Below are 17,494 nucleotides of genomic sequence, written 5' to 3'. Positions count from 1 at the left end.
ATGCGCTACCTGCGGCGCAAGGCGCTGTTCTACCTGGTCGCGGTCTGGGCGGCGGTCACCGGAAACTTCCTCATCCCCCGGCTGATCAAGGGCAACCCGGTCGACGCCGTACTGGCCAAGACCCAGAACATGACGCCGATGGCGCCGGAGGCCCGCCGCGCCCTCGAACTCCAGTTCGGGGTCTCCGACGACCCGCTGTGGCAGCAGTACCTCGGCTATCTCGGCAACCTGCTGCGCGGCGAGTTCGGGCTCTCCGTCGCCTACTATCCGACTCCGGTGTCGAAGGTGCTCAGCCAGAGCCTGCCGTGGACGGTGGTGATGGTCGGCATCGCCACCGTACTCAGCGTGCTGCTCGGGATCACCCTGGGCACCCTCGCCGGCTGGCGCCGCGGCACCTGGCTGGACGCGCTGGTGCCGACCACCACCTTCCTGGCCGCCATCCCGTACTTCTGGCTCGCCCTGGTGCTGCTCTACCTGCTCGGCGGGGTGCTCGGCTGGTTCCCGCTCAACAGCGGCTACAGCTACGAGACCACCATCGGGTTCAACTGGCCGTTCATACGCAGCGCGATCTACCACGGAATCCTTCCGGCGGCCTCGATCGTGCTCGCCTCGGTCGCCGGCTGGCTGCTCGGGATGCGCAACATGATGGTCTCCACGATGGCCGAGGACTACGTACTGACCGCCGAGGCCAAGGGGCTACGGCCACGCCGCATCATGATCCAGTACGCGGCACGCAACGCCGTACTGCCCAGCGTCGCCGGATTCGCCATCACCCTCGGCTTCGTGGTCAGCGGCTCCATCGCCACCGAGATCGTCTTCTCCTATCCGGGCGTCGGGATGAGCCTGGTCGCCGCGGTCGCCAACGCCGACTACCCGCTGCTGCAGGGCATCTTCCTGGTCATCTCGCTGGCCGTGCTCGGCGCCAACTTCGTCGTCGACCTGCTCTACGCGGTGATCGACCCCCGTACCCGGCAGGCCGGCTGATGGCGACCATCGAGATTCCGCGCGACGTCACCGGCGAGGTCGTACCCGGGGTGGTGGTGCCGACCCGCCGGCCTCGCTGGCGGGGCCTGCTGCGCTCCCGCAAACTCGTCGCCGGGCTGGCCGTCGTCGGGTTCTTCGCCCTGGTCGCCGTGCTCGGCCCGCCGCTGGTCGGCGACCCGAACCTGGTCAGCGACGACCGGCTGCTCGGCCCCTCCGCCGACCATCTGCTCGGCACCACCACCACCGGCCAGGACGTGTTCCGGCAGCTCGTCGCCGCGACCCGCGGCTCGATGCTGGTCGGCCTGGTCGTCGGGGTGCTCGCCACCGTCGCCTCGGTGCTGGTCGGCGTCCTCGGCGGCTACGCCGGCGGACCCGCCGACGAGAGCCTCTCCCTGGTCAGCAACGTCTTCCTGGTACTGCCCGGCCTGCCGCTGGTGGTCCTGATCACCGACTACGTGCAGACCCGGGGCGCGCTGGCGATCGCCCTGATCGTCTCGATCACCGCGTGGGCCGGTTCCGCCCGGGTACTGCGGGCCCAGACCCTGTCGCTGCGCTCCCGCGACTACGTCGACGCCGCCCGGGTCAGCGGCGAACCCGGCTGGCGGATCGTCACCTTCGAGATCCTGCCGAACCTGCTGCCGCTGATCGCCGCCCAGTTCGTCTTCGCGGTCATCGGCGGCATCCTCACCGAGGCCGCGCTGGCCTTCCTCGGCCTCGGCGGCTCCGGCTCGTGGGGCACGATGCTGTACTTCGCGCAGAACTCCCAGGCGCTGTCCCAGGGTGCCTGGTGGTGGTTCGTACCACCCGGGCTCTGCATCGCGCTGGTCGGCGCCGGACTCGCACTGATCAACTTCAGTCTGGACGAGCTGATCAACCCGAGGCTGCGGGTCCCCCGCCGCCCCCGACGGACCGGACCGGCATGACCCTCGACACCACACCCCCACCGGCGAGCACCGACACCGACGTGGTGCTGTCGGTCCGCGACCTGAGCGTCGTCTACGACGGCGCCGACCCGGTCCACGCGGTCCGCGACGTCAGCTTCGACCTGGCCCGGGGCGAGGTGCTCGGCATCGCCGGCGAGAGCGGCTGCGGCAAGTCCACCCTCGCCTACGCGATCACCCGGCTGCTCAAGCCCCCCGGCCGGGTCACCTCCGGCGACGTCGTCTTCCACCCCGCCGACGGCCCGTCGCTCGACCTGTCGACACTGCACGGCGAGGCGCTGCGCCGGTTCCGGTGGAACCGGGTCGCGATGGTCTTCCAGGGAGCGATGAACGCCCTCAACCCGGTGCTGTCGGTCCGCCGGCAACTCGCCGACGTCTTCACCGCGCACCGCCCCGACCTGCGCCGAGCCGAACGGGCGCAGCGCTGCCGGGAACTGCTCGACCTGGTCGGAATCGGCCCGGAACGGCTCTCGGCGTACCCGCACGAACTCTCCGGCGGGATGCGCCAGCGGGTGCTGATCGCCATGGCGATGGCGCTGCGCCCCGACGTGGTGGTGATGGACGAGCCGACCACCGCGCTGGACGTGGTGGTGCAGCGCGACATCCTGACCGAGATCGACCGGCTCCGGGCCCGGTTCGGCTTCGCGGTCGTCTTCATCACCCACGACCTGTCCCTGCTGCTGGAGATCAGCGACCGGCTCGCCGTCATGTACGGCGGCCGGATCGTCGAGTACGGCCCCGCCGCCGAGCTGCACGCCGCGCCGGCCCACCCGTACACGGTCGGGCTGCTGCGCTCCTTCCCGAGCCTGCGCGGCGAACGGACCGTACTGCACGGTATTCCCGGCAGCCCACCGGACCTGTCCCGGCCGCTGACCGGCTGCGCGTTCGCGGCCCGCTGCCCGTACGTCTTCGACGCCTGCCACCGCGCCGACCCGCCGCTGCGGGCCGCCGGCAGCACCCGGGCCGCCTGCCTGCACTACGACCCGGCACTGCGCCCGGACGGTCCACCGGCCGCGCTGCGGGCCGGCCGGTTCGGCCCGAACGACCCGGCACCGCCGCCCGCGGGGCACCGCATCGGGGCGGCGCAACCCGGCGTCCCGGCCCCACGCGGCACCGCCCCGCCCCCGGCCGGCGACGCCGGTGCGCCGGCCGACGGCGACCCGCGGCCGGCCGGCAGCGACCCGGCCCGGGTCGGCGACGACGCGGCGCCGCAGCCGCCGACCGGAGGTGGCGACCGGTGACCACCCTGACGGTCAGTCACCTGAGCAAACACTTCCCGCTGCGGGACGGGCGGCACCGCCGCACCCTGCGGGCGGTCGACGACGTCTCCTTCGAACTACGTTCCGGCCAGACGGTGGCGCTGGTCGGCGAGAGCGGCAGCGGCAAGTCGACGATCGCCCGGATGCTGGTCCGGCTGACCCGGCCGACCGGCGGCGAGATCCGGCTCGACGGCATCCCGGTGGCCGCCGACCGCCGGGCGGTCCGCCGCTACCGCCGGGACGTGCAGATGGTCTTCCAGGACCCGTTCGGGTCGCTGAACCCGGCACACACCGTCGAATACCACCTGCGGCGGCCGCTGCGCCTGCACCGGGTCGCCCGGACCGCCCCCGACGTGCGGGCGGCCGTACACGACCTGCTGGCCCGGGTCAACCTCACCCCGGCCGACCAGGTCGCCGGCCGGCTGCCGCATGAGCTGTCCGGCGGGCAGCGGCAGCGGATCGCGATCGCCCGCGCCCTGGCGCCCCGCCCCCGGATCCTCCTCGCCGACGAGCCGGTGTCGATGCTCGACGTGTCGATCCGGCTGGAGATCCTCAACCTGATCGACCGGCTCAAACGGGAAGAGGAACTCGCCGTCCTGTACGTCACCCACGACCTCGCCACCGCCCGCTACTTCGCCTCGTCGATCATGGTGTTGTACCGGGGTCAGATCGTCGAGTCCGGTCCCAGCGACGAGGTGATCCTGCGACCCGCACACCCGTACACCCAACTGCTGGCGTCGGCGGCCCCGGATCCCGGCCGGCCGCGCACCGCCGCCCCGGGCGGGTTGCGGGCGCTGCGCGGCGGGCAGCAGCCGACCACCGACACCGGCGGCTGCCTGTTCCGGGACCGCTGCCCGGCCGCGATGGAGGTCTGCCGCACCGACGTGCCGGAGTTCCCGGTCGCCGCCGGGCACATGGCCCGGTGCTGGCTACGAAAGCCCTGACGCGGCCCGCTGCGCACCCTGACTCGGCGCGGTCGGCGGCAGCGCCTCGGCCGGCTCGGCGTCCAGCACGCTGACACGGCCGTCCGCCAGCCGGTAGAACATGCCGACCACGTCACACCGGCCGGCGGCCACCGCGTCGGCCAGCTCGGTGCCCGGCCGGGTGAGCATCTCGACGGTCCGCCGCACGTGGATGGCGCCGATCTCGTCGGCGTCGGTGATCTGCCGGGCGGACGCCTGCCAGATGCTCGGCGTGACCCGCTCGGCGATCGTCCCCAGCTCCCGCCCCGGCAGCCGGGTGCCGGCCATCGCGGCCCGGGTCGCCTGGATCGCACCGCAGGAGTCGTGCCCCAACACCACGACCAACGGCGTACCGAGCACCGCGACCCCGTACTCCAGGCTCGCGGCCACCTCCACGCCGACGATATGTCCCGCCGTGCGAACCACGAACAGGTCACCGAGCCCCCGATCGAAAATGATCTCGGCGGCGAGGCGCGAATCGGAACAGCCGAACACCACCGCGAACGGCCGCTGTGCCGCCGCCACCACCGCCCGGTGCTCGGCGTTCTGGTGCGGGTGGATCCGGGTACCGGCGACGAACCGCTCGTTACCCGCCAACAGTTCGTCGAGCGCCTCGCTGGGAGTGGCGGGCCGGTGGTCCTGGTATGCCATGACGTCCCCTTTTCGACGGCACCACCACAGGTGGTGAAGCGAGGCCGACGTCGTCGGCGACCTGACGCGTACGGATCAGATAACCACGAAACAACCCGCCACCCCAGCCGGATGCGGCCGGCCGTGATCGACGGAACATCGGCGGCGACCCCTCGGCCGCGACACCCGCGTTACGGACAGGCTACGGCCCGCCGCCCACCCCCGACCGGCCGCCACGCGGCGGACCGGATCCCGACCGCCGCCAGGTCCAGCGCGGCGGCGGTGCCCCGAGATCCCACGTGACGCGGTCCACCGGGCAGACCGGCTCCAATAGGGTGGCGACCGTGACCTACCTTGCCGCTGAGCACCGCTACGACTCGATGACCTACCGCCGGGCCGGCCGCAGCGGCCTGCGGCTGCCCGCCATCTCACTCGGCCTGTGGCACAACTTCGGCGACGAACGGCCGTGGCAGTCGCAACGCGAGATCTGCCGCCGGGCGTTCGACCTCGGAGTGACCCACTTCGACCTGGCCAACAATTACGGCCCACCGCCCGGCTCCGCGGAGGAGAACTTCGGCCGGACCCTCGCCGCCGACCTCGGCCCGTACCGCGACGAACTGATCATCTCGACCAAGGCCGGCTACCACATGTGGTCCGGGCCGTACGGCGAATGGGGCTCCCGCAAGTACCTGGTCTCGTCGCTGGACCAGTCGCTGCGCCGGATGGGCCTCGACTACGTCGACATCTTCTACCATCACCGCCCCGACCCCGACACTCCGCTGGAGGAGACGATGGCGGCCCTGGACGCGGTCGTCCGGGCCGGCAAGGCCCTCTACGTCGGGCTGTCGAACTACACCTCCGAACAGACCCGGAAGGCCGCGACGATCCTGCAGCGGCTCGGTACGCCACTGCTGATCTCCCAGCCGTCGTACTCGATGCTCAACCGGTGGATCGAGGCGGACCGGCTGCTCGACACCCTCGAAGAGGTCGGCGCCGGCTGCATCGCCTACAGCCCGCTCGCCCAGGGCCTGCTCACCAACCGCTACCTGGCCGGCATCCCGGCCGACTCACGGGTCCGCACCAGCGTCTTCCTCAACGAGAGCGACCTCGACGAGGCCACCATGGCCACCGTACGGGCGCTGCACGCCATCGCCGAGCGACGCAACCAGTCGCTGGCCCAGCTCGCGCTCGCCTGGGCGCTGCGGGACCCCCGGATGACCAGCCTGATCATCGGCGCGAGCAGCGTCACCCAGCTGGAGACGAACGTCGCCGCGCTGGACAACCTCACCCTCACCGACGGCGAACTCGCCGAGATCGGCGACCAGCTGACCGTCGGCTGACCGCCGCACCGGGCCGGACCGCACCCGGTCACCGGCCCGCCCCACCCGGCACACCGACGGGCCGGGTGGGGCGGGCAACACCTACACCTGCCGCAGCGGTTCCGTACGCGGCGTCAGGGCCGGCCGGGCGCCCCTCGGTGGCGTCGCCTCGCCGACCCCCGGACCCGCCTCCCGGACAATCCGGTCCATGGTGCGGGCCAGATGCTCACAGCCGTCGTCGAGCTGCCGGGCCGCCGCCTGCATGTGCGAGATCATCATCTCGCCGAAGATCCGCAGCGCCTCCCGGGTCGCGACCGTGTCGTCGAAACGCGACCCGGCCGACGCCCGATAGTCCTGCACCGCCCGCTCCGCCTCGTTACGGGCGTCCTCGGCCGCCGCCCGCAGATAGTTCTCGTACTGCAGCCGCGCGTACTCGGCGACCCGGCGAGCGTAGTCGTGCGCCTGGGCGATGATCTGCTCCGCCTCCCGCTGCGCCGCCGACAGCAGGTTGACCTCCTTCGCCCCCGGCAACTGCGGCCGCTTGTCGGCGCTCGGCAGCACCCCGTGGCGGTGCAGCTCCACATGGTCGTGCAGCCGCTGGTTCTCCGCCCGCAGATCCGCCAACTGGGTCGCCAACAGGTCCAACTCGTCGGCAACCTGATGCCGGAACCGGTCGACCTCCCGGTCGTCGTAGCCGCGCCGGGTGAACGACGAGGTGCTGAAATCCCACCGCCGCACCCGGTCCGCCGTGATCCGGGCCCGGGGACGCGGACCCGGCGACGCCGTGGCACGGTCGTACTCGCTGATCGGGCTGGCACTCACTGCATACCTCCGTCTGCCGGCCGATGCTCCTGCGCCCCGCCGATCCGCCGCCCGGGCGAATACCACTGCCCACCCAGCGCCTCGTAGTGCAGCTGCCCGGCCTGGTAACCCGCCTGCGTCAGCCCGGCGACCGCACCCGACACCATCGGATCGGAGCCGCAGACGAAGACGTGCCGGTCACGCCAGTCGCCGTCGGCGAGGGCGCGGTCCACCACCTGGATGAACTCTCCGGGCCGAGACGGGTCGGCATTGACCACGTACGTCACCCGCAACCATGGGTACGACGCCACCAGCTTCTCGGTCGCGTCCACGTCGTAGAACTCGACACGGGACCGGGCGCCGACGTACGCGTCGACCCGCCGGCCACCGCCCTCGGCCGCCACCTGCTCCACCAGCGCCTTCAACGGCGCCCAGCCGGTGCCGTTCGCCAACAGCAGCAGATCAGCCCCGCCGGACGCCCGGCGCAACGTCAGCCGCTCCCCCACCGGGGCCGCCAGATGCACCTGATCACCGACGCTCGTGCCATACACCAGCCGGGAACTGACCGCCCCACCGGGCGCCGCCCGCACGTGCAACTCGATCGTGCCGTCCGGCCGCGGCGCGTTCCCGGGCGAGTAGTACCGCCACGCCCGGGCCGCCGGACTCGACACCCCGAGCGACTGGCCAGCCTCGAACGGCAGCAGGTACTGCGGACGCAACGTCAGCACCGCGATGTCGAACGACCGCGGCTCGTGCGCGACGACCTCACCCACCCACCACGGCGGGCTGACGTTCTCCGCCGCCGCCGCACCATCGGTCATCACCTTCGCGACCAGCCCGTACGCCGCCGCCCACTCCTGGGCCAACTCCTCGGTCCAGTGTTCGCCGAGGAAGTGCGCCAGGGTCGCCAGCAGCGCCTCCCCGACCGCCGGATAGTGCTCCGGCCGGACCGCGAACTTCCGGTGGTCGGCGCCGAGCGAGGAGAGGAACCCGACGAGCTGGTCCACCTCGTCCACATGGGAGACGATGTGGCCGAGCGCGGTCACCAACCGATCCCGCTGGCCCGCCATGTTCGTCGGAAACATCTGCCGCACGTCGGGATGGGCCAGGAACAGCGTCGAGTAGAAGTAGAGCGGCACCTGGTCGCCGTGTCCGGAGACCAGGTGCCAGCTCTGCCTGAGACGAGCGACATCCACGGTCAGACGCCTGCGGAGGTGCCGCTCGACACCACCTGGTCGCGCACCGAACCCAACGTCGCCCGCACGTCGTCCAGGATGTCGTCCGGCACACCGAGCCCGGTCAGGGTGTCGACCAGATGTGCACCGACCCTGGCGTAGTGCTCGTCCGGGATGTTCAACGGCTGGTGCGCCTCCGCCAGGCCCCGCCCGGCGTAGTTGTTCGGCCCGCCGAGCACCACGGTCAGCATCAGCACCATGTGCCGCCGCTGCTCCTCCATGTTCACCGAGGTGAAGTAGCCGGCCAACTCCGGGTCGGCGAGCACCCGGTCGTAGAACAGCCGCACGGCCGCCCTGACCGACTCCGCCCCGCCGATCCGCTCGTAGTGCGTCGGGCCGGCCGCCGCAGCGTCACCGGCGGTCGTGGCGCCGTCCACAGGGGACGACACGGCGCTGTCACGTGGATCCGTCACTGTCTTCCTTCCAGCGCGACGAGAATCGCGCGGCATGTGGGGGTCTAGCACCGACAGTGCCGGCCCGGCGGGCGGATGGCCGGCGGGCGACACCGGGTGGGAACCCTACCGCGCCCACCCGTACCGTGTCATCCAACTCGAATCGGTGTCATCCAGACCCAAACCGGCTCGGCAGTTATCGAGCTCGATTCGATCGGGACCATCATCCCCATCGGACGCCAACCCGGCCACCCCGGTCACGGAGAGCGACGAACGCCGGCCCGGTGGCCCGTCAGCCGGTGAACGCGTCCCGGACCCCCGGCTCGGCCGGCCCCAGGAACACCGTGACCGTCCGCTCGATGTGGAAGCTCCGGTCACCAGACCGTCCGGATCCACCTGCGCAGCCAGCGCCAGCGCAGACCGACGCCGCCGGGAAGCAGACGACATACCGTCGATTATCCGATAACGATCAACACGACCCCGGCCGCCGCGACCGCGCTGCCGCGCCCGCTTCGACCCCGACCGGACCGTCGGAGCCGGACCCGCGGATCAACCCGCCCGACGCCGGGCCCGCCGGGCGGCCAACTCGTCACCGGCCTCCACCGCCACGGACTCCGCCGACTCCCCGGCCAACGGCATCCCCCCGGCCGGCTCCGCCGGCAGATGCGACAGCGAGCCCTGAACCTCCTTGAAGGCGCCACCGATCGCGATCCCGAACACCCCCTGCCCACCCTGCAGCAGATCGACGACCTCCTCCGGAGACCGGCACTCGTAGACCGTCGTCCCATCCGAGATCAGCGTGATGCCGGCCAGATCCGCCACCCCACGCGACCGCAGCGCGTCGATCGCCCGCCGGATGTTCTGCAGCGACACCCCCGCGTCCAGCAGCCGCTTGACCACCTTCAGCACCACCAGGTCCCGGAACGAGTAGAGCCGCTGCGTCCCCGACCCCGAAGCGTCCCGCACACTCGGCACCACCAGCGCCGTCCGCGCCCAGTAGTCCAACTGCCGGTAGCTGATCCCGACTGCGTGGCACGCCGTCACACCCCGATAGCCGACCGCGCCGTCCTCCACCGACGACCCGGCGACCGGGTGATCCTCCGCTACCCGGGGAGGCCCGTCGACGTGCCGCTGATCCATGCCCTGAGAATTCGACCTACCCGGATCAGGGTCCTGTGGCTCATGCATCGGACAACCTCCCCGCCCGTGCGGTGACACGTCGTTTCCGGGACGTGCACCCCTCGACAGGCCAACCCTATAGGCCGACTGGAGGGTTCCCCCGCAGGAAATGCCGCGACACGCCGCACACAAGGATCACCGCAGGGTTACCCCACGGCGAATCGATCGTTACCCCAGGTCAGAGACCGCACCGCCGGCCGCGGCCCCCAGCAGCGGCCACCGGTCAGCCGGCGAAGTCCTCCGGCCGGACCTGCTCCAGGAACTCCCGGAACTTCTCCACCTCGTCCTCCTGCTCGTCCGGGATGATGATCCCGGCCTCGGTGAGCACCTGCTCCGCACAGCGAATCGGCGCGCCCACCCGCAACGCCAACGCGATCGAGTCCGACGGCCGGGCCGACACCCGCAGACCATCCCCGATCAGCAGATCGGCATAGAAGACGTTCTCCTTCAACTCCACGATCTCCACCGCCCGCAGCGGCGCCTTCAACGCGGCAAGGATGTCCCGAAGCAGATCATGGGTCAGCGGACGGGCCGGCTTGACCCCCTGCTGCTCATAGGCGATCGCGGTAGCCTCCACCGCACCGATCCAGATCGGCAGATAACGGTCGCCCTCGACCTCTCTGAGCAGGACGATCGGCTGGTTGGTGGGTAGCTCCACCCGAACCCCGACCACGCTCAGCTCGCGCACCGCCGCCTCCGTGTCGCCGTCGTGTCTTCCCCACCACCGTCCTGCGGCGGCCGATGCTACCCGCCGCCGGGGCCGGTATGCCCCTTCCCTGCACGGTACACGGGCTCGGATAACACCGCCCCACCCGCGCCGCCCGCAACCGCCGCACCACACGGGATACCCCGGGAAGCGTACGCCACGCCCACCGCCGCAGATCTTTCCTGCCGGCCGAGTGGGCCAGGCCACCCCCGCACCGACGGCACCGACCCGCACCGTCACCGACCCAACGTCCCCCGCAACCCCACCCGGACCAGCGCCGCGTGCAGCCGCTGCGACAGCCCCACCAGCTCCCGCGCCGCCTCCGCCGCCCGCGCCCGCGCCGCCGGATCGCTCTGCCGCGCCAACGGCGCCACCAACTGGGCGAACAACCCCACCTCGCGATCCGCCGCCGTCCGGTAACCCCGCAGATGCCGCGGCTCCAGCCCGTACGCCGCCAACCCCGCCACCGCCTGCGCGATCACCACGGCATCCGCGTCGTACCAGCCCGGCGGCTGCGACACCACCAGCCCCATCCGCTCCAACTCGGCCAGCAACGTCTCGCCCAGCCCACTGCGGGACAACAACTCGGCCCGGTCCAGCCGGGTCTCCGACGACTCACCGACCCCGACGGCCGGCTCCCGACCCGGCACCTCACCGTCCGGCCCCACCGCCACCAACGACGGCCGATGCCGATCCGCCCCCGGCAACCCGTCCCGACCCGCCTCAGCGAGCTGTTCCCGGATCACCCGCAACGGCAGGTACTGATCCCGCTGAGCGGTCAACACGAACCGCAGCCGCGCCACATCGTCCCAGCTGTACTTCCGGTAACCGGCCGGCGTGCGTTGCGGCTCGACCAGCCCTTCAGACTCAAGAAAGCGCAGCTTCGAAATGGTCGTATCGGGAAACTCCACCCGAAGCTGCGCCAGCACCTCGCCGATACTCATCAGCGAACCCTTTTCCGCCTCCCCCTGCGGTCCGTCATGACCACGGGCGGAGGTCGAAGGACGCGCGCCGCGCGATTCAGGTGGGAAAAGGTTCGGTGGCTGGCCCCGCGCGACCGCCCCCGGCCCGGGAACAGCCGCCGCCGCACGCTCACTCACCCCCGGACGGCCCCCTCCTCCGCGCGCGGGCCGGCGATGAAGACCAGCCGGAACTTCCCGACCTGGACCTCGTCACCGCTGCTCAGCGTCGCTGCCTCGACCCGCTCCCGGTTCACGTACGTCCCGTTCAGGCTGCCCACGTCCCGGACGGTGAACGTGCCACCATCCCGGTGGAACTCGGCATGCCGACGGGACACCGTGACGTCATCCAGGAAAATGTCACTGTCCGGATGCCGGCCACTCGTCGTCACATCGTGGTCCAGCAGGAACCGGGCGCCGGCATTCGGACCACGCCGAACCACCAGCAACGCCATGCCGGGAGGCAGCGAACCTGACATCCGGCTCGGCACGACGTCCGTCTCCGGCCCCTCCAACATCTCGTCGAGAGAACCGAGGTTCAGCGTCGATGTGACGTCGAGTGGGGGGAACTCGTCGTCTGGGCGCGTCATTGGGACCACCTCACGGATCTGTTCGGTCGGCGTCGGGTGTGACGGGTCTGGCCGCCGGGCCCTTCCCAGGCCCAGCGGCTGGCTCCCCGTGCCAGGGAAGGCATTTCCGCAACGCGCAACTAATGGTTCTCGGTCGACTGGGCGAGCCTAGCCAGCGCCGAAATACAGGGCAACCAGACGCGCGGACACAACCACGCGACGGCGTCACCACGATCAGCTCTCGGTCAGCTCCCGATAAGCCTCGGCCGTGAGCAAACCGGCCACCACCGACCCGTCATCGGGCGCGATCTCGACCAGCCACCCCGAGCCGTACGGGTCGGTGTTGATCACCTCGGGAGTGTCCGTGAGCTGCTCGTTGCGCGCCACGACCGTACCGGTCAACGGGGCGTACAGCTCCGAGACACTCTTGGTCGACTCGACCTCGCCGAACGATTCGCCGGCCTGCACCGTCGCACCCTCGTCGGGAAGCTGGACATACACGATGTCGCCCAGCGCGTCCTGGGCGAAGTGGGTGATGCCCACCCGCACCGGTCCGCTGCCGTCGCCAGCCACCCACTCGTGCTCGGCGGTGTACCGCAGGTCCTCAGGAATCACCAGACGCGTCCTTCTTCATCGCACCAGCCAATGTCCGGGACGCCGCTCGCCGCCCCGACCGCGCCCGGTCAGGAGACCGGCCGCGCATGTTGCAGATCCTTCGGCAGGCTGACAGCCGACACGTCGACCATCTCCCGCTCCTGGATCGCCACGTTACCGCCGTCCCCACTGACCGATGCCACCACCCCGCCCGGGATGTTCAGTGCGGTTTGCATCGTCTTCGGATCGCCGATCACCGTGATCATGTACGGTCCGGTCAACCGCCGTCCACTCACCGAAATGCCACCCTGCGAGTCGAGGAAGTACGTCGACGCCACGATCCGCACCGTCGCACCGTCACCGCCGGAAATCTGCATCGCCTCCGCCCCCGCGCCCCGCAGCTCCTGCACCGCGTCCAACAGCCGCGACGCCGCGATCGGCTTGCTCACCGGCATGAAACTGACCGTCAACCCCGGCCCCCGCGCCGGCAACGTCCCCGCCAGGATGCCCAACTCGTCGGCCCGCCGGGTCGCCTCGTCCAACGCCGCCTGCCGCCCCTGCGCACCGGAGTTCAACTGCCGCTGGCTCTCCTCCAGCCCCGCGATGTCCTGCCGGACCCGCTCCTCCTGCGCCTCCAGATCCGACAGAATCCGCACCAGGTCCTCCTGGCGAGCCGTCGCCAACGACGCATCCGTGGAATTCATCCGCAACTGCACCGCCAGACTGAACCCCAACAGCGCCAGCAGCACCCCGATCATCAGGTTCGCCGTGGTCAGCCGGGGCAGCAACCGGCGCACCGGCGACATCGGCCCGGCCGGCTCCGGCGCCGGGATCGGCACCGTCTCCTCCTCGGACGGCAACGGCACCGTCGGCCCGTCCTCGGACGGCACCGTCGGCACCCCGACGGGCCCGAACGCCTCCTCGGTCGGCCCCGCCGAACCAGGCTCCGAATCCGGCTGCTCCGGCACACCGTCGGGCAGATCCGGCGTACCCGAGGCCGACCCTGCCGGCGACGCACCCGGCACCGGCTGCCCCGCCTCGTCCCGCTCGCTCGCTCCTGCTCCTGTCATCGCCGTCGAACCTACGCCCGGAACAGGTGCCGGCGAATAGCCGCCACGTTGCCGAAGATCCGGACACCGAGCACCACCACGACACCGGTGGACAACTGCCCACCCACGCCGAGCTGGTCACCCAGGTAGACGATGATCCCGGCCACCAGCACGTTCGAGATGAACGAAATCACGAACTGCTTGTCGTCGAATATGCCGTCGAGCTTGGCCCGCACCCCGCCGAACACCGCGTCCAAGGCCGCCACCACGGCGATCGGCAGATACGGCTGGAGCGCCGAGGGCACCGTCGGATCCAGCCAGACGCCGAGCAGCACCCCGGCGAGCAATGCGAGCACAGCGATCATCGGCCGCCTCCCAGCGGGCTCGGGGACCCCCCACGGCCCGTCGACGACCCGGACGGCGCCGCGGTCGGCTCGGGCGAGGGTGTGGCAAAGCGCAACTGCGGCTCCGTCGCCGCCGGCAGAGTCAGGTCGTCAACCTTACGAAACTCGAACGACATCCCATGCTTCTCGGAGACGCTGTCCAGCAACCGGGCCGCCGCACTGTCCCGGAAACGTCGCTCCAACTGGCCCGGACCGATCGCGGACACCTCGTACGGACCGATCACCGGCTTGAAGTCGACCAGGATCGCACCCCCCGCCGCCCGGATCGTCGAGGTCGCGGTCAGCCGCTGCCCGTTGATCGAAACCGCCTCCGCCCCACCGCTCCACAACGCGTTCGCGATGTCCTGCAGGTCCCGGTCGAGCACCCGGCCGAGGTTCGTCCCACCGACACCCGTGACCCCGTCCGACTTCTCCGGCGCATCCGCCACCCGCACCACCAGACCGTCACCGCGCACCCGGCCCAATCCGGTCGCCGCCTCCAGGTTCCGCAGGTTCGCGGCCGCACTGCCGGACAGCGCGGCGTCCCGCTGCCGGAGCACCTCGGCACGCAGCCGATCGGCCTGCTCGGTCAGCGCGGCGTTCTCGGCCTCCCGCTGCTTGATCTGCGCCACCAGGCCGGCCCGCGCCTTACTGCGACTCGGCTCCGCCGCCACCGTCTCCCGATAGGCCATCGCGAGCAGCAGCCCCAGCAGGACCAGCGTCACCAGGGTCACCGCCCGGGGCGCGGACCGCCGCCATCCGGTCGCCGGGACAGCGCGGCGCCGCCGCTCGGCCGCGTCGGCATACCCGGGATCGAGGGGGTTGTGGAACAGCTCGGTGAGGAAGTCGGCGGCGTACGTCCGCCTGTCCTGCCCGGTCATCCCACCTCCGCCCGCGCCGCCCGGACGAGCCGACCCGCCTGGATCACGTAGAGCCCGCCGGCCAACCAGTAGAGGCCGAGCCCCCACAGCGCCAGCCCCCAGCCGATCGCCCCGGCAGCAACCGCCGCCCCCGGCACCGTAGCGGCGAGCAGCAGCACCGGAAAAGCGGCCAGCAGGACGAACGTCGCCGTCTTGCCCAGATAGTGCACCGGCGGCGGTCGGTAACCGAAGCGGCGCAGCACGCCGAGGTTGGCGGTCAGCACGACATCCCGGGCCAGCAGGGCGACGGTGAACTGCCACGGGACCACGTCACGCACGGTCAGCGCGATCAGGGTGGCCAGGATGTACAGCCGGTCGGCCACCGGATCGAGCAGCTCGCCGAGCCGGCTGACCTGGCTCAGCCGGCGGGCGACGAAGCCGTCGACCCAGTCGCTCATGCCGCCGACGGCGAGCACGACCACGGCGGCCACATCCGCCTCGACGACCAGGAAGAGGTAGAGGAAGAGAGGTACGCCGAGCAGACGTACGAAGCTGATCAGGTTGGGGAGGGTGAGGATGCGCCCCGCCGAGCCGGCGGGGCTGGCGGTCACGTCATCGGTTGGCTGGGCGTCATTCGCCCGCGCCGGCCGACGCGACACCGAACCTCCCTCCGCGCCACGGTCCGGCGTCCGCACGATGGCGGAGGACGGTCCAGAAACCGGTGCGCGCTCCGACCGACATCTCCCCCGGGCGGCGCCTGACGCATCCCGGACGAGTGACGGCACCTGACGCAGCCCCGGTTGCGGCGGATTCGGCTCCCGTGGCTGCTCAATTGCCGTGCCACTATATCCGGCCCGGTTTTGGCACGGCCGTCCGTGTCCGGTGTCTGGGGGTTTCCGGAGTCGCGGTGTGACCGGAGGCACTCCGCGTAGCGCATCCTAGGATGCTAGTTCGAAGCTCTGCCGGCGTCCTGGGGCGGGCTGGTTCGGATCGGGCGCGGTGGAATGGGCGCGGTGGAATGGGCGCGGTGGAATGGGGCGAACGGGCTGGTCAGCCGCTCAGGCCGGCCCGTCCGAAGAGTACGGCGTACCCGGACGGCAGCTGGGTCAGCACGTCGTTCAGCTCACCGCCGGAGATCGCCTCGGCGACGGTGCACAGCACCGCGCTGGCGTCCCACTCGGCGGTCCGGGCGGACGCGCCCGCCCCGGTGGCGACCCGGGCCAGGAACTCCCGCGAGCCGAAGGCGCCCGCGGCGCCCTGACCCGCCGAGATCAGGGTCGCGGCCAGCGGCCCCGGCAACTGCGCGGCCAGGTCCTCGGCCTCGTCCGGATGCAACCGTTGGGCGAGGATGCCGAGCACCAGATGGGTCACCCGCTCCGCCTCCGCCGGATCGGCGTACTCGCCGCGGTCGCGCACCTTGGCGACGAACTCGTCGTACCGCACTCCCCCACCCCCGTATCCGGCCTCCGGTACGCCGATACCCGCCGGCAGGCCGATAATGCGCCTCCGGCGGGTATCCGGACAGTCGGTCAGGACCGGTCAGACCCGGGTTACCCGGACGGCGTCGGCGATCACGTACCCGGCGGCGCCGCTCCACCGGCTCACCCCGACCACGTCCTTGTCCCCGGCGGTCAGCACGAAGGTGCCCAGCGACCGCCACGTCCCGCCGCCGGTGCTCTGGTCCACCATCACCGTCTGGTTACCGCCCTTGGCCAGCACGATGTACGGGGTAGCGGTGTTGTAGCCGGCGATGCCCGGGTACCAGGCGTCGATCCGGTACGTTCCCTCCTCCGGGATGTTCACCTTGTAGTAGGCCGCGTCGCTGATCGCGGCCGGGTCGGCGTACCGGTAGTCGGCACCGTACCGCTCGGCGGCGTACGAGGAGGTACGCCAGTTGTCGCTGGCGGTGAACCGGTCGCTGGTGGTGTTGTCCACGATCGCGCTGAACGCCGGCGGGGTGGGGGTGCCCCCGTCGAGCGCGTCCGCGACGTCGGCACGCAGCTGCGGAAGCATGCCGTAGAGCACGTTGCCCGGACAGGCGGTGGCGTAGTAGTCCCGGTGCCCGTAGATCCGGGACGCGGCGATGCCGTACTGGTCGCAGATGTACGCGCAGAACTGCACCAGGCTGTCGTAGAGCGCGGCCGGCGGGGTGGCACTGGTGTAGGTGCCCTCGTTCTCGATCCCGATGCCCTTGTCGTTCTGGCCGGGGCAGTGCGCGCCGACCACCATGCCGCTGCCGGCGCGCAGCCGGGAGAGGCTGTTGTGCCGGCCCTCCATGATGTAGCCGCCGCGGCTGATGGTGAAGTGCTGCCCGGAGTCGGACCAGCCGTTGCCGTCCATGTGGAAGTTCTGGATGCTGCGGGCCATCGCGTACGCGTGTGACTGGGTGTAGTTGGTGCTGTTCGGTCCGGCGGTGTGATGGATCACGATCTTGTCCGGCGAGGACGAGATCACGCTGAGCGAGCCCGGCGATCGGGCGCCCCAGGTGGCGCAGCTGGCAATGGTGGGGACGGGTACCGCGAGCGCCGCGGCCTCGTCGGGGGCGGCCAGCGCCGGGGCTGCCTCGGCGATCGACAGGCCTGCGGTGGCGGCGCCGACGCCGAGGAAGACGGCGCCGCGTACGACGTCGCGGCGGGACAGGGGGTTGCCGGTCACGGTTGGGCCTCCAGGGG

At 71.3% G+C, this 17,494-nt stretch carries 20 protein-coding genes; 5 read left to right on the top strand and 15 right to left on the bottom strand.

Annotated elements, in window-relative coordinates; all coding sequences use genetic code 11:
* From ABNF97_RS03020 to ABNF97_RS03005, 4 genes are read left to right on the top strand one after another with little or no spacing between them, the layout of a single operon-like run.
* The gene (locus ABNF97_RS03020; protein ID WP_349337554.1) at positions 1-984 is read left to right on the top strand and encodes an ABC transporter permease; all 984 of its coding nucleotides are present in this window, start codon (positions 1-3) and stop codon (positions 982-984) included.
* Positions 984-1,907 (top strand): ABC transporter permease subunit, encoded by a 924-nt coding sequence (locus tag ABNF97_RS03015; RefSeq protein WP_130462964.1) that lies wholly within the window; start codon positions 984-986, stop codon positions 1,905-1,907. The genes ABNF97_RS03020 and ABNF97_RS03015 overlap by 1 nt, the downstream gene beginning before the upstream one ends.
* Positions 1,904-3,166: an ABC transporter ATP-binding protein gene (locus tag ABNF97_RS03010; protein WP_349337553.1), complete on the top strand. Its 1,263-nt coding sequence runs from the start codon at positions 1,904-1,906 to the stop codon at positions 3,164-3,166. The genes ABNF97_RS03015 and ABNF97_RS03010 overlap by 4 nt, the downstream gene beginning before the upstream one ends.
* Positions 3,163-4,128 (top strand): ABC transporter ATP-binding protein, encoded by a 966-nt coding sequence (locus ABNF97_RS03005; RefSeq protein ID WP_349337552.1) that lies wholly within the window; start codon positions 3,163-3,165, stop codon positions 4,126-4,128. Before ABNF97_RS03010 ends, ABNF97_RS03005 begins: the two co-directional genes overlap by 4 nt.
* Here ABNF97_RS03005 and ABNF97_RS03000 read toward each other — a convergent pair.
* Positions 4,114-4,797 (bottom strand): carbonic anhydrase, encoded by a 684-nt coding sequence (locus ABNF97_RS03000; RefSeq protein WP_130462962.1) that lies wholly within the window; start codon positions 4,795-4,797, stop codon positions 4,114-4,116. The genes ABNF97_RS03005 and ABNF97_RS03000 overlap by 15 nt on opposite strands.
* Before the next feature lie 323 nt (positions 4,798-5,120).
* Between ABNF97_RS03000 and mgrA the strand changes: the two genes are divergently transcribed.
* On the top strand, positions 5,121-6,116 hold the full coding sequence (gene mgrA / locus ABNF97_RS02995; RefSeq protein WP_349337551.1) for an L-glyceraldehyde 3-phosphate reductase: 996 nt from the start codon (positions 5,121-5,123) through the stop codon (positions 6,114-6,116).
* An 81-nt stretch (positions 6,117-6,197) separates the two neighbouring features.
* Here mgrA and ABNF97_RS02990 read toward each other — a convergent pair whose 3' ends face one another.
* From ABNF97_RS02990 to ABNF97_RS02925, 14 genes are all read right to left on the bottom strand, one after another.
* On the bottom strand, positions 6,198-6,917 hold the full coding sequence (locus ABNF97_RS02990) for a DivIVA domain-containing protein (RefSeq protein WP_349337550.1): 720 nt from the start codon (positions 6,915-6,917) through the stop codon (positions 6,198-6,200).
* A complete protein-coding gene (locus tag ABNF97_RS02985) occupies positions 6,914-8,092 on the bottom strand; it encodes a globin domain-containing protein (protein ID WP_130462959.1) in 1,179 nt (392 codons plus the stop codon). Before ABNF97_RS02985 ends, ABNF97_RS02990 begins: the two co-directional genes overlap by 4 nt.
* A 2-nt stretch (positions 8,093-8,094) precedes the next feature.
* Entirely contained in the window at positions 8,095-8,544 is a 450-nt protein-coding gene (locus ABNF97_RS02980) for a group I truncated hemoglobin (RefSeq protein WP_349337549.1), read from the bottom strand.
* A 528-nt stretch (positions 8,545-9,072) separates the two neighbouring features.
* A complete protein-coding gene (locus tag ABNF97_RS02975; protein ID WP_486484661.1) occupies positions 9,073-9,711 on the bottom strand; it encodes a MerR family transcriptional regulator in 639 nt (212 codons plus the stop codon).
* A 214-nt stretch (positions 9,712-9,925) separates the two neighbouring features.
* Positions 9,926-10,390, bottom strand: a complete 465-nt coding sequence (locus ABNF97_RS02970; protein ID WP_130462956.1) for a bifunctional nuclease domain-containing protein — start codon at positions 10,388-10,390, stop codon at positions 9,926-9,928.
* Between the two features lie 254 nt (positions 10,391-10,644).
* A complete protein-coding gene (gene ftsR, locus ABNF97_RS02965) occupies positions 10,645-11,352 on the bottom strand; it encodes a transcriptional regulator FtsR (RefSeq protein ID WP_130462955.1) in 708 nt (235 codons plus the stop codon).
* A gap of 152 nt (positions 11,353-11,504) precedes the next feature.
* Entirely contained in the window at positions 11,505-11,957 is a 453-nt protein-coding gene (gene odhI / locus ABNF97_RS02960; protein ID WP_130462954.1) for an oxoglutarate dehydrogenase inhibitor Odhl, read from the bottom strand.
* Between the two features lie 213 nt (positions 11,958-12,170).
* Complete coding sequence (gene gcvH / locus ABNF97_RS02955) at positions 12,171-12,551, bottom strand: glycine cleavage system protein GcvH (RefSeq protein ID WP_349337547.1); 381 nt, start codon at positions 12,549-12,551, stop codon at positions 12,171-12,173.
* Positions 12,552-12,619: 68 nt separating this feature from the next.
* Positions 12,620-13,555: a DUF881 domain-containing protein gene (locus ABNF97_RS02950; RefSeq protein WP_486484947.1), complete on the bottom strand. Its 936-nt coding sequence runs from the start codon at positions 13,553-13,555 to the stop codon at positions 12,620-12,622.
* A 56-nt stretch (positions 13,556-13,611) separates the two neighbouring features.
* Positions 13,612-13,944, bottom strand: a complete 333-nt coding sequence (locus ABNF97_RS02945) for a small basic family protein (protein ID WP_107255823.1) — start codon at positions 13,942-13,944, stop codon at positions 13,612-13,614.
* On the bottom strand, positions 13,941-14,843 hold the full coding sequence (locus tag ABNF97_RS02940) for a DUF881 domain-containing protein (protein ID WP_130462952.1): 903 nt from the start codon (positions 14,841-14,843) through the stop codon (positions 13,941-13,943). The genes ABNF97_RS02945 and ABNF97_RS02940 overlap by 4 nt, the downstream gene beginning before the upstream one ends.
* Positions 14,840-15,481, bottom strand: a complete 642-nt coding sequence (gene clsA, locus ABNF97_RS02935) for a cardiolipin synthase ClsA (RefSeq protein WP_130462951.1) — start codon at positions 15,479-15,481, stop codon at positions 14,840-14,842. The genes ABNF97_RS02940 and clsA overlap by 4 nt, the downstream gene beginning before the upstream one ends.
* Before the next feature lie 391 nt (positions 15,482-15,872).
* Positions 15,873-16,265: a DUF2267 domain-containing protein gene (locus ABNF97_RS02930; protein ID WP_130462950.1), complete on the bottom strand. Its 393-nt coding sequence runs from the start codon at positions 16,263-16,265 to the stop codon at positions 15,873-15,875.
* A 96-nt stretch (positions 16,266-16,361) separates the two neighbouring features.
* Entirely contained in the window at positions 16,362-17,477 is a 1,116-nt protein-coding gene (locus ABNF97_RS02925; protein WP_349337545.1) for a golvesin C-terminal-like domain-containing protein, read from the bottom strand.
* Positions 17,478-17,494: the final 17 nt, after the last annotated feature.

It is taken from the genome of Plantactinospora sp. B6F1 (assembly GCF_040120695.1).
Lineage (GTDB): Bacteria > Actinomycetota > Actinomycetes > Mycobacteriales > Micromonosporaceae > Plantactinospora.
Note: the sequence above shows the minus strand (reverse complement) of the source record. Positions and strands in the feature narration are given on the sequence as shown.

Coding starts and splice junctions, on each gene's coding strand:
- ABNF97_RS03020 (WP_349337554.1), top strand. CDS start 1: ATGCGCTACCTGCGGCGCAAGGCGCTGTTCTACCTGGTCGCGGTCTGG.
- ABNF97_RS03015 (WP_130462964.1), top strand. CDS start 984: ATGGCGACCATCGAGATTCCGCGCGACGTCACCGGCGAGGTCGTACCC.
- ABNF97_RS03010 (WP_349337553.1), top strand. CDS start 1,904: ATGACCCTCGACACCACACCCCCACCGGCGAGCACCGACACCGACGTG.
- ABNF97_RS03000 (WP_130462962.1), bottom strand. CDS start 4,797: ATGGCATACCAGGACCACCGGCCCGCCACTCCCAGCGAGGCGCTCGAC.
- ABNF97_RS02975 (WP_486484661.1), bottom strand. CDS start 9,711: ATGCATGAGCCACAGGACCCTGATCCGGGTAGGTCGAATTCTCAGGGC.
- ftsR (WP_130462955.1), bottom strand. CDS start 11,352: ATGAGTATCGGCGAGGTGCTGGCGCAGCTTCGGGTGGAGTTTCCCGAT.
- odhI (WP_130462954.1), bottom strand. CDS start 11,957: ATGACGCGCCCAGACGACGAGTTCCCCCCACTCGACGTCACATCGACG.
- ABNF97_RS02945 (WP_107255823.1), bottom strand. CDS start 13,944: ATGATCGCTGTGCTCGCATTGCTCGCCGGGGTGCTGCTCGGCGTCTGG.
- ABNF97_RS02940 (WP_130462952.1), bottom strand. CDS start 14,843: ATGACCGGGCAGGACAGGCGGACGTACGCCGCCGACTTCCTCACCGAG.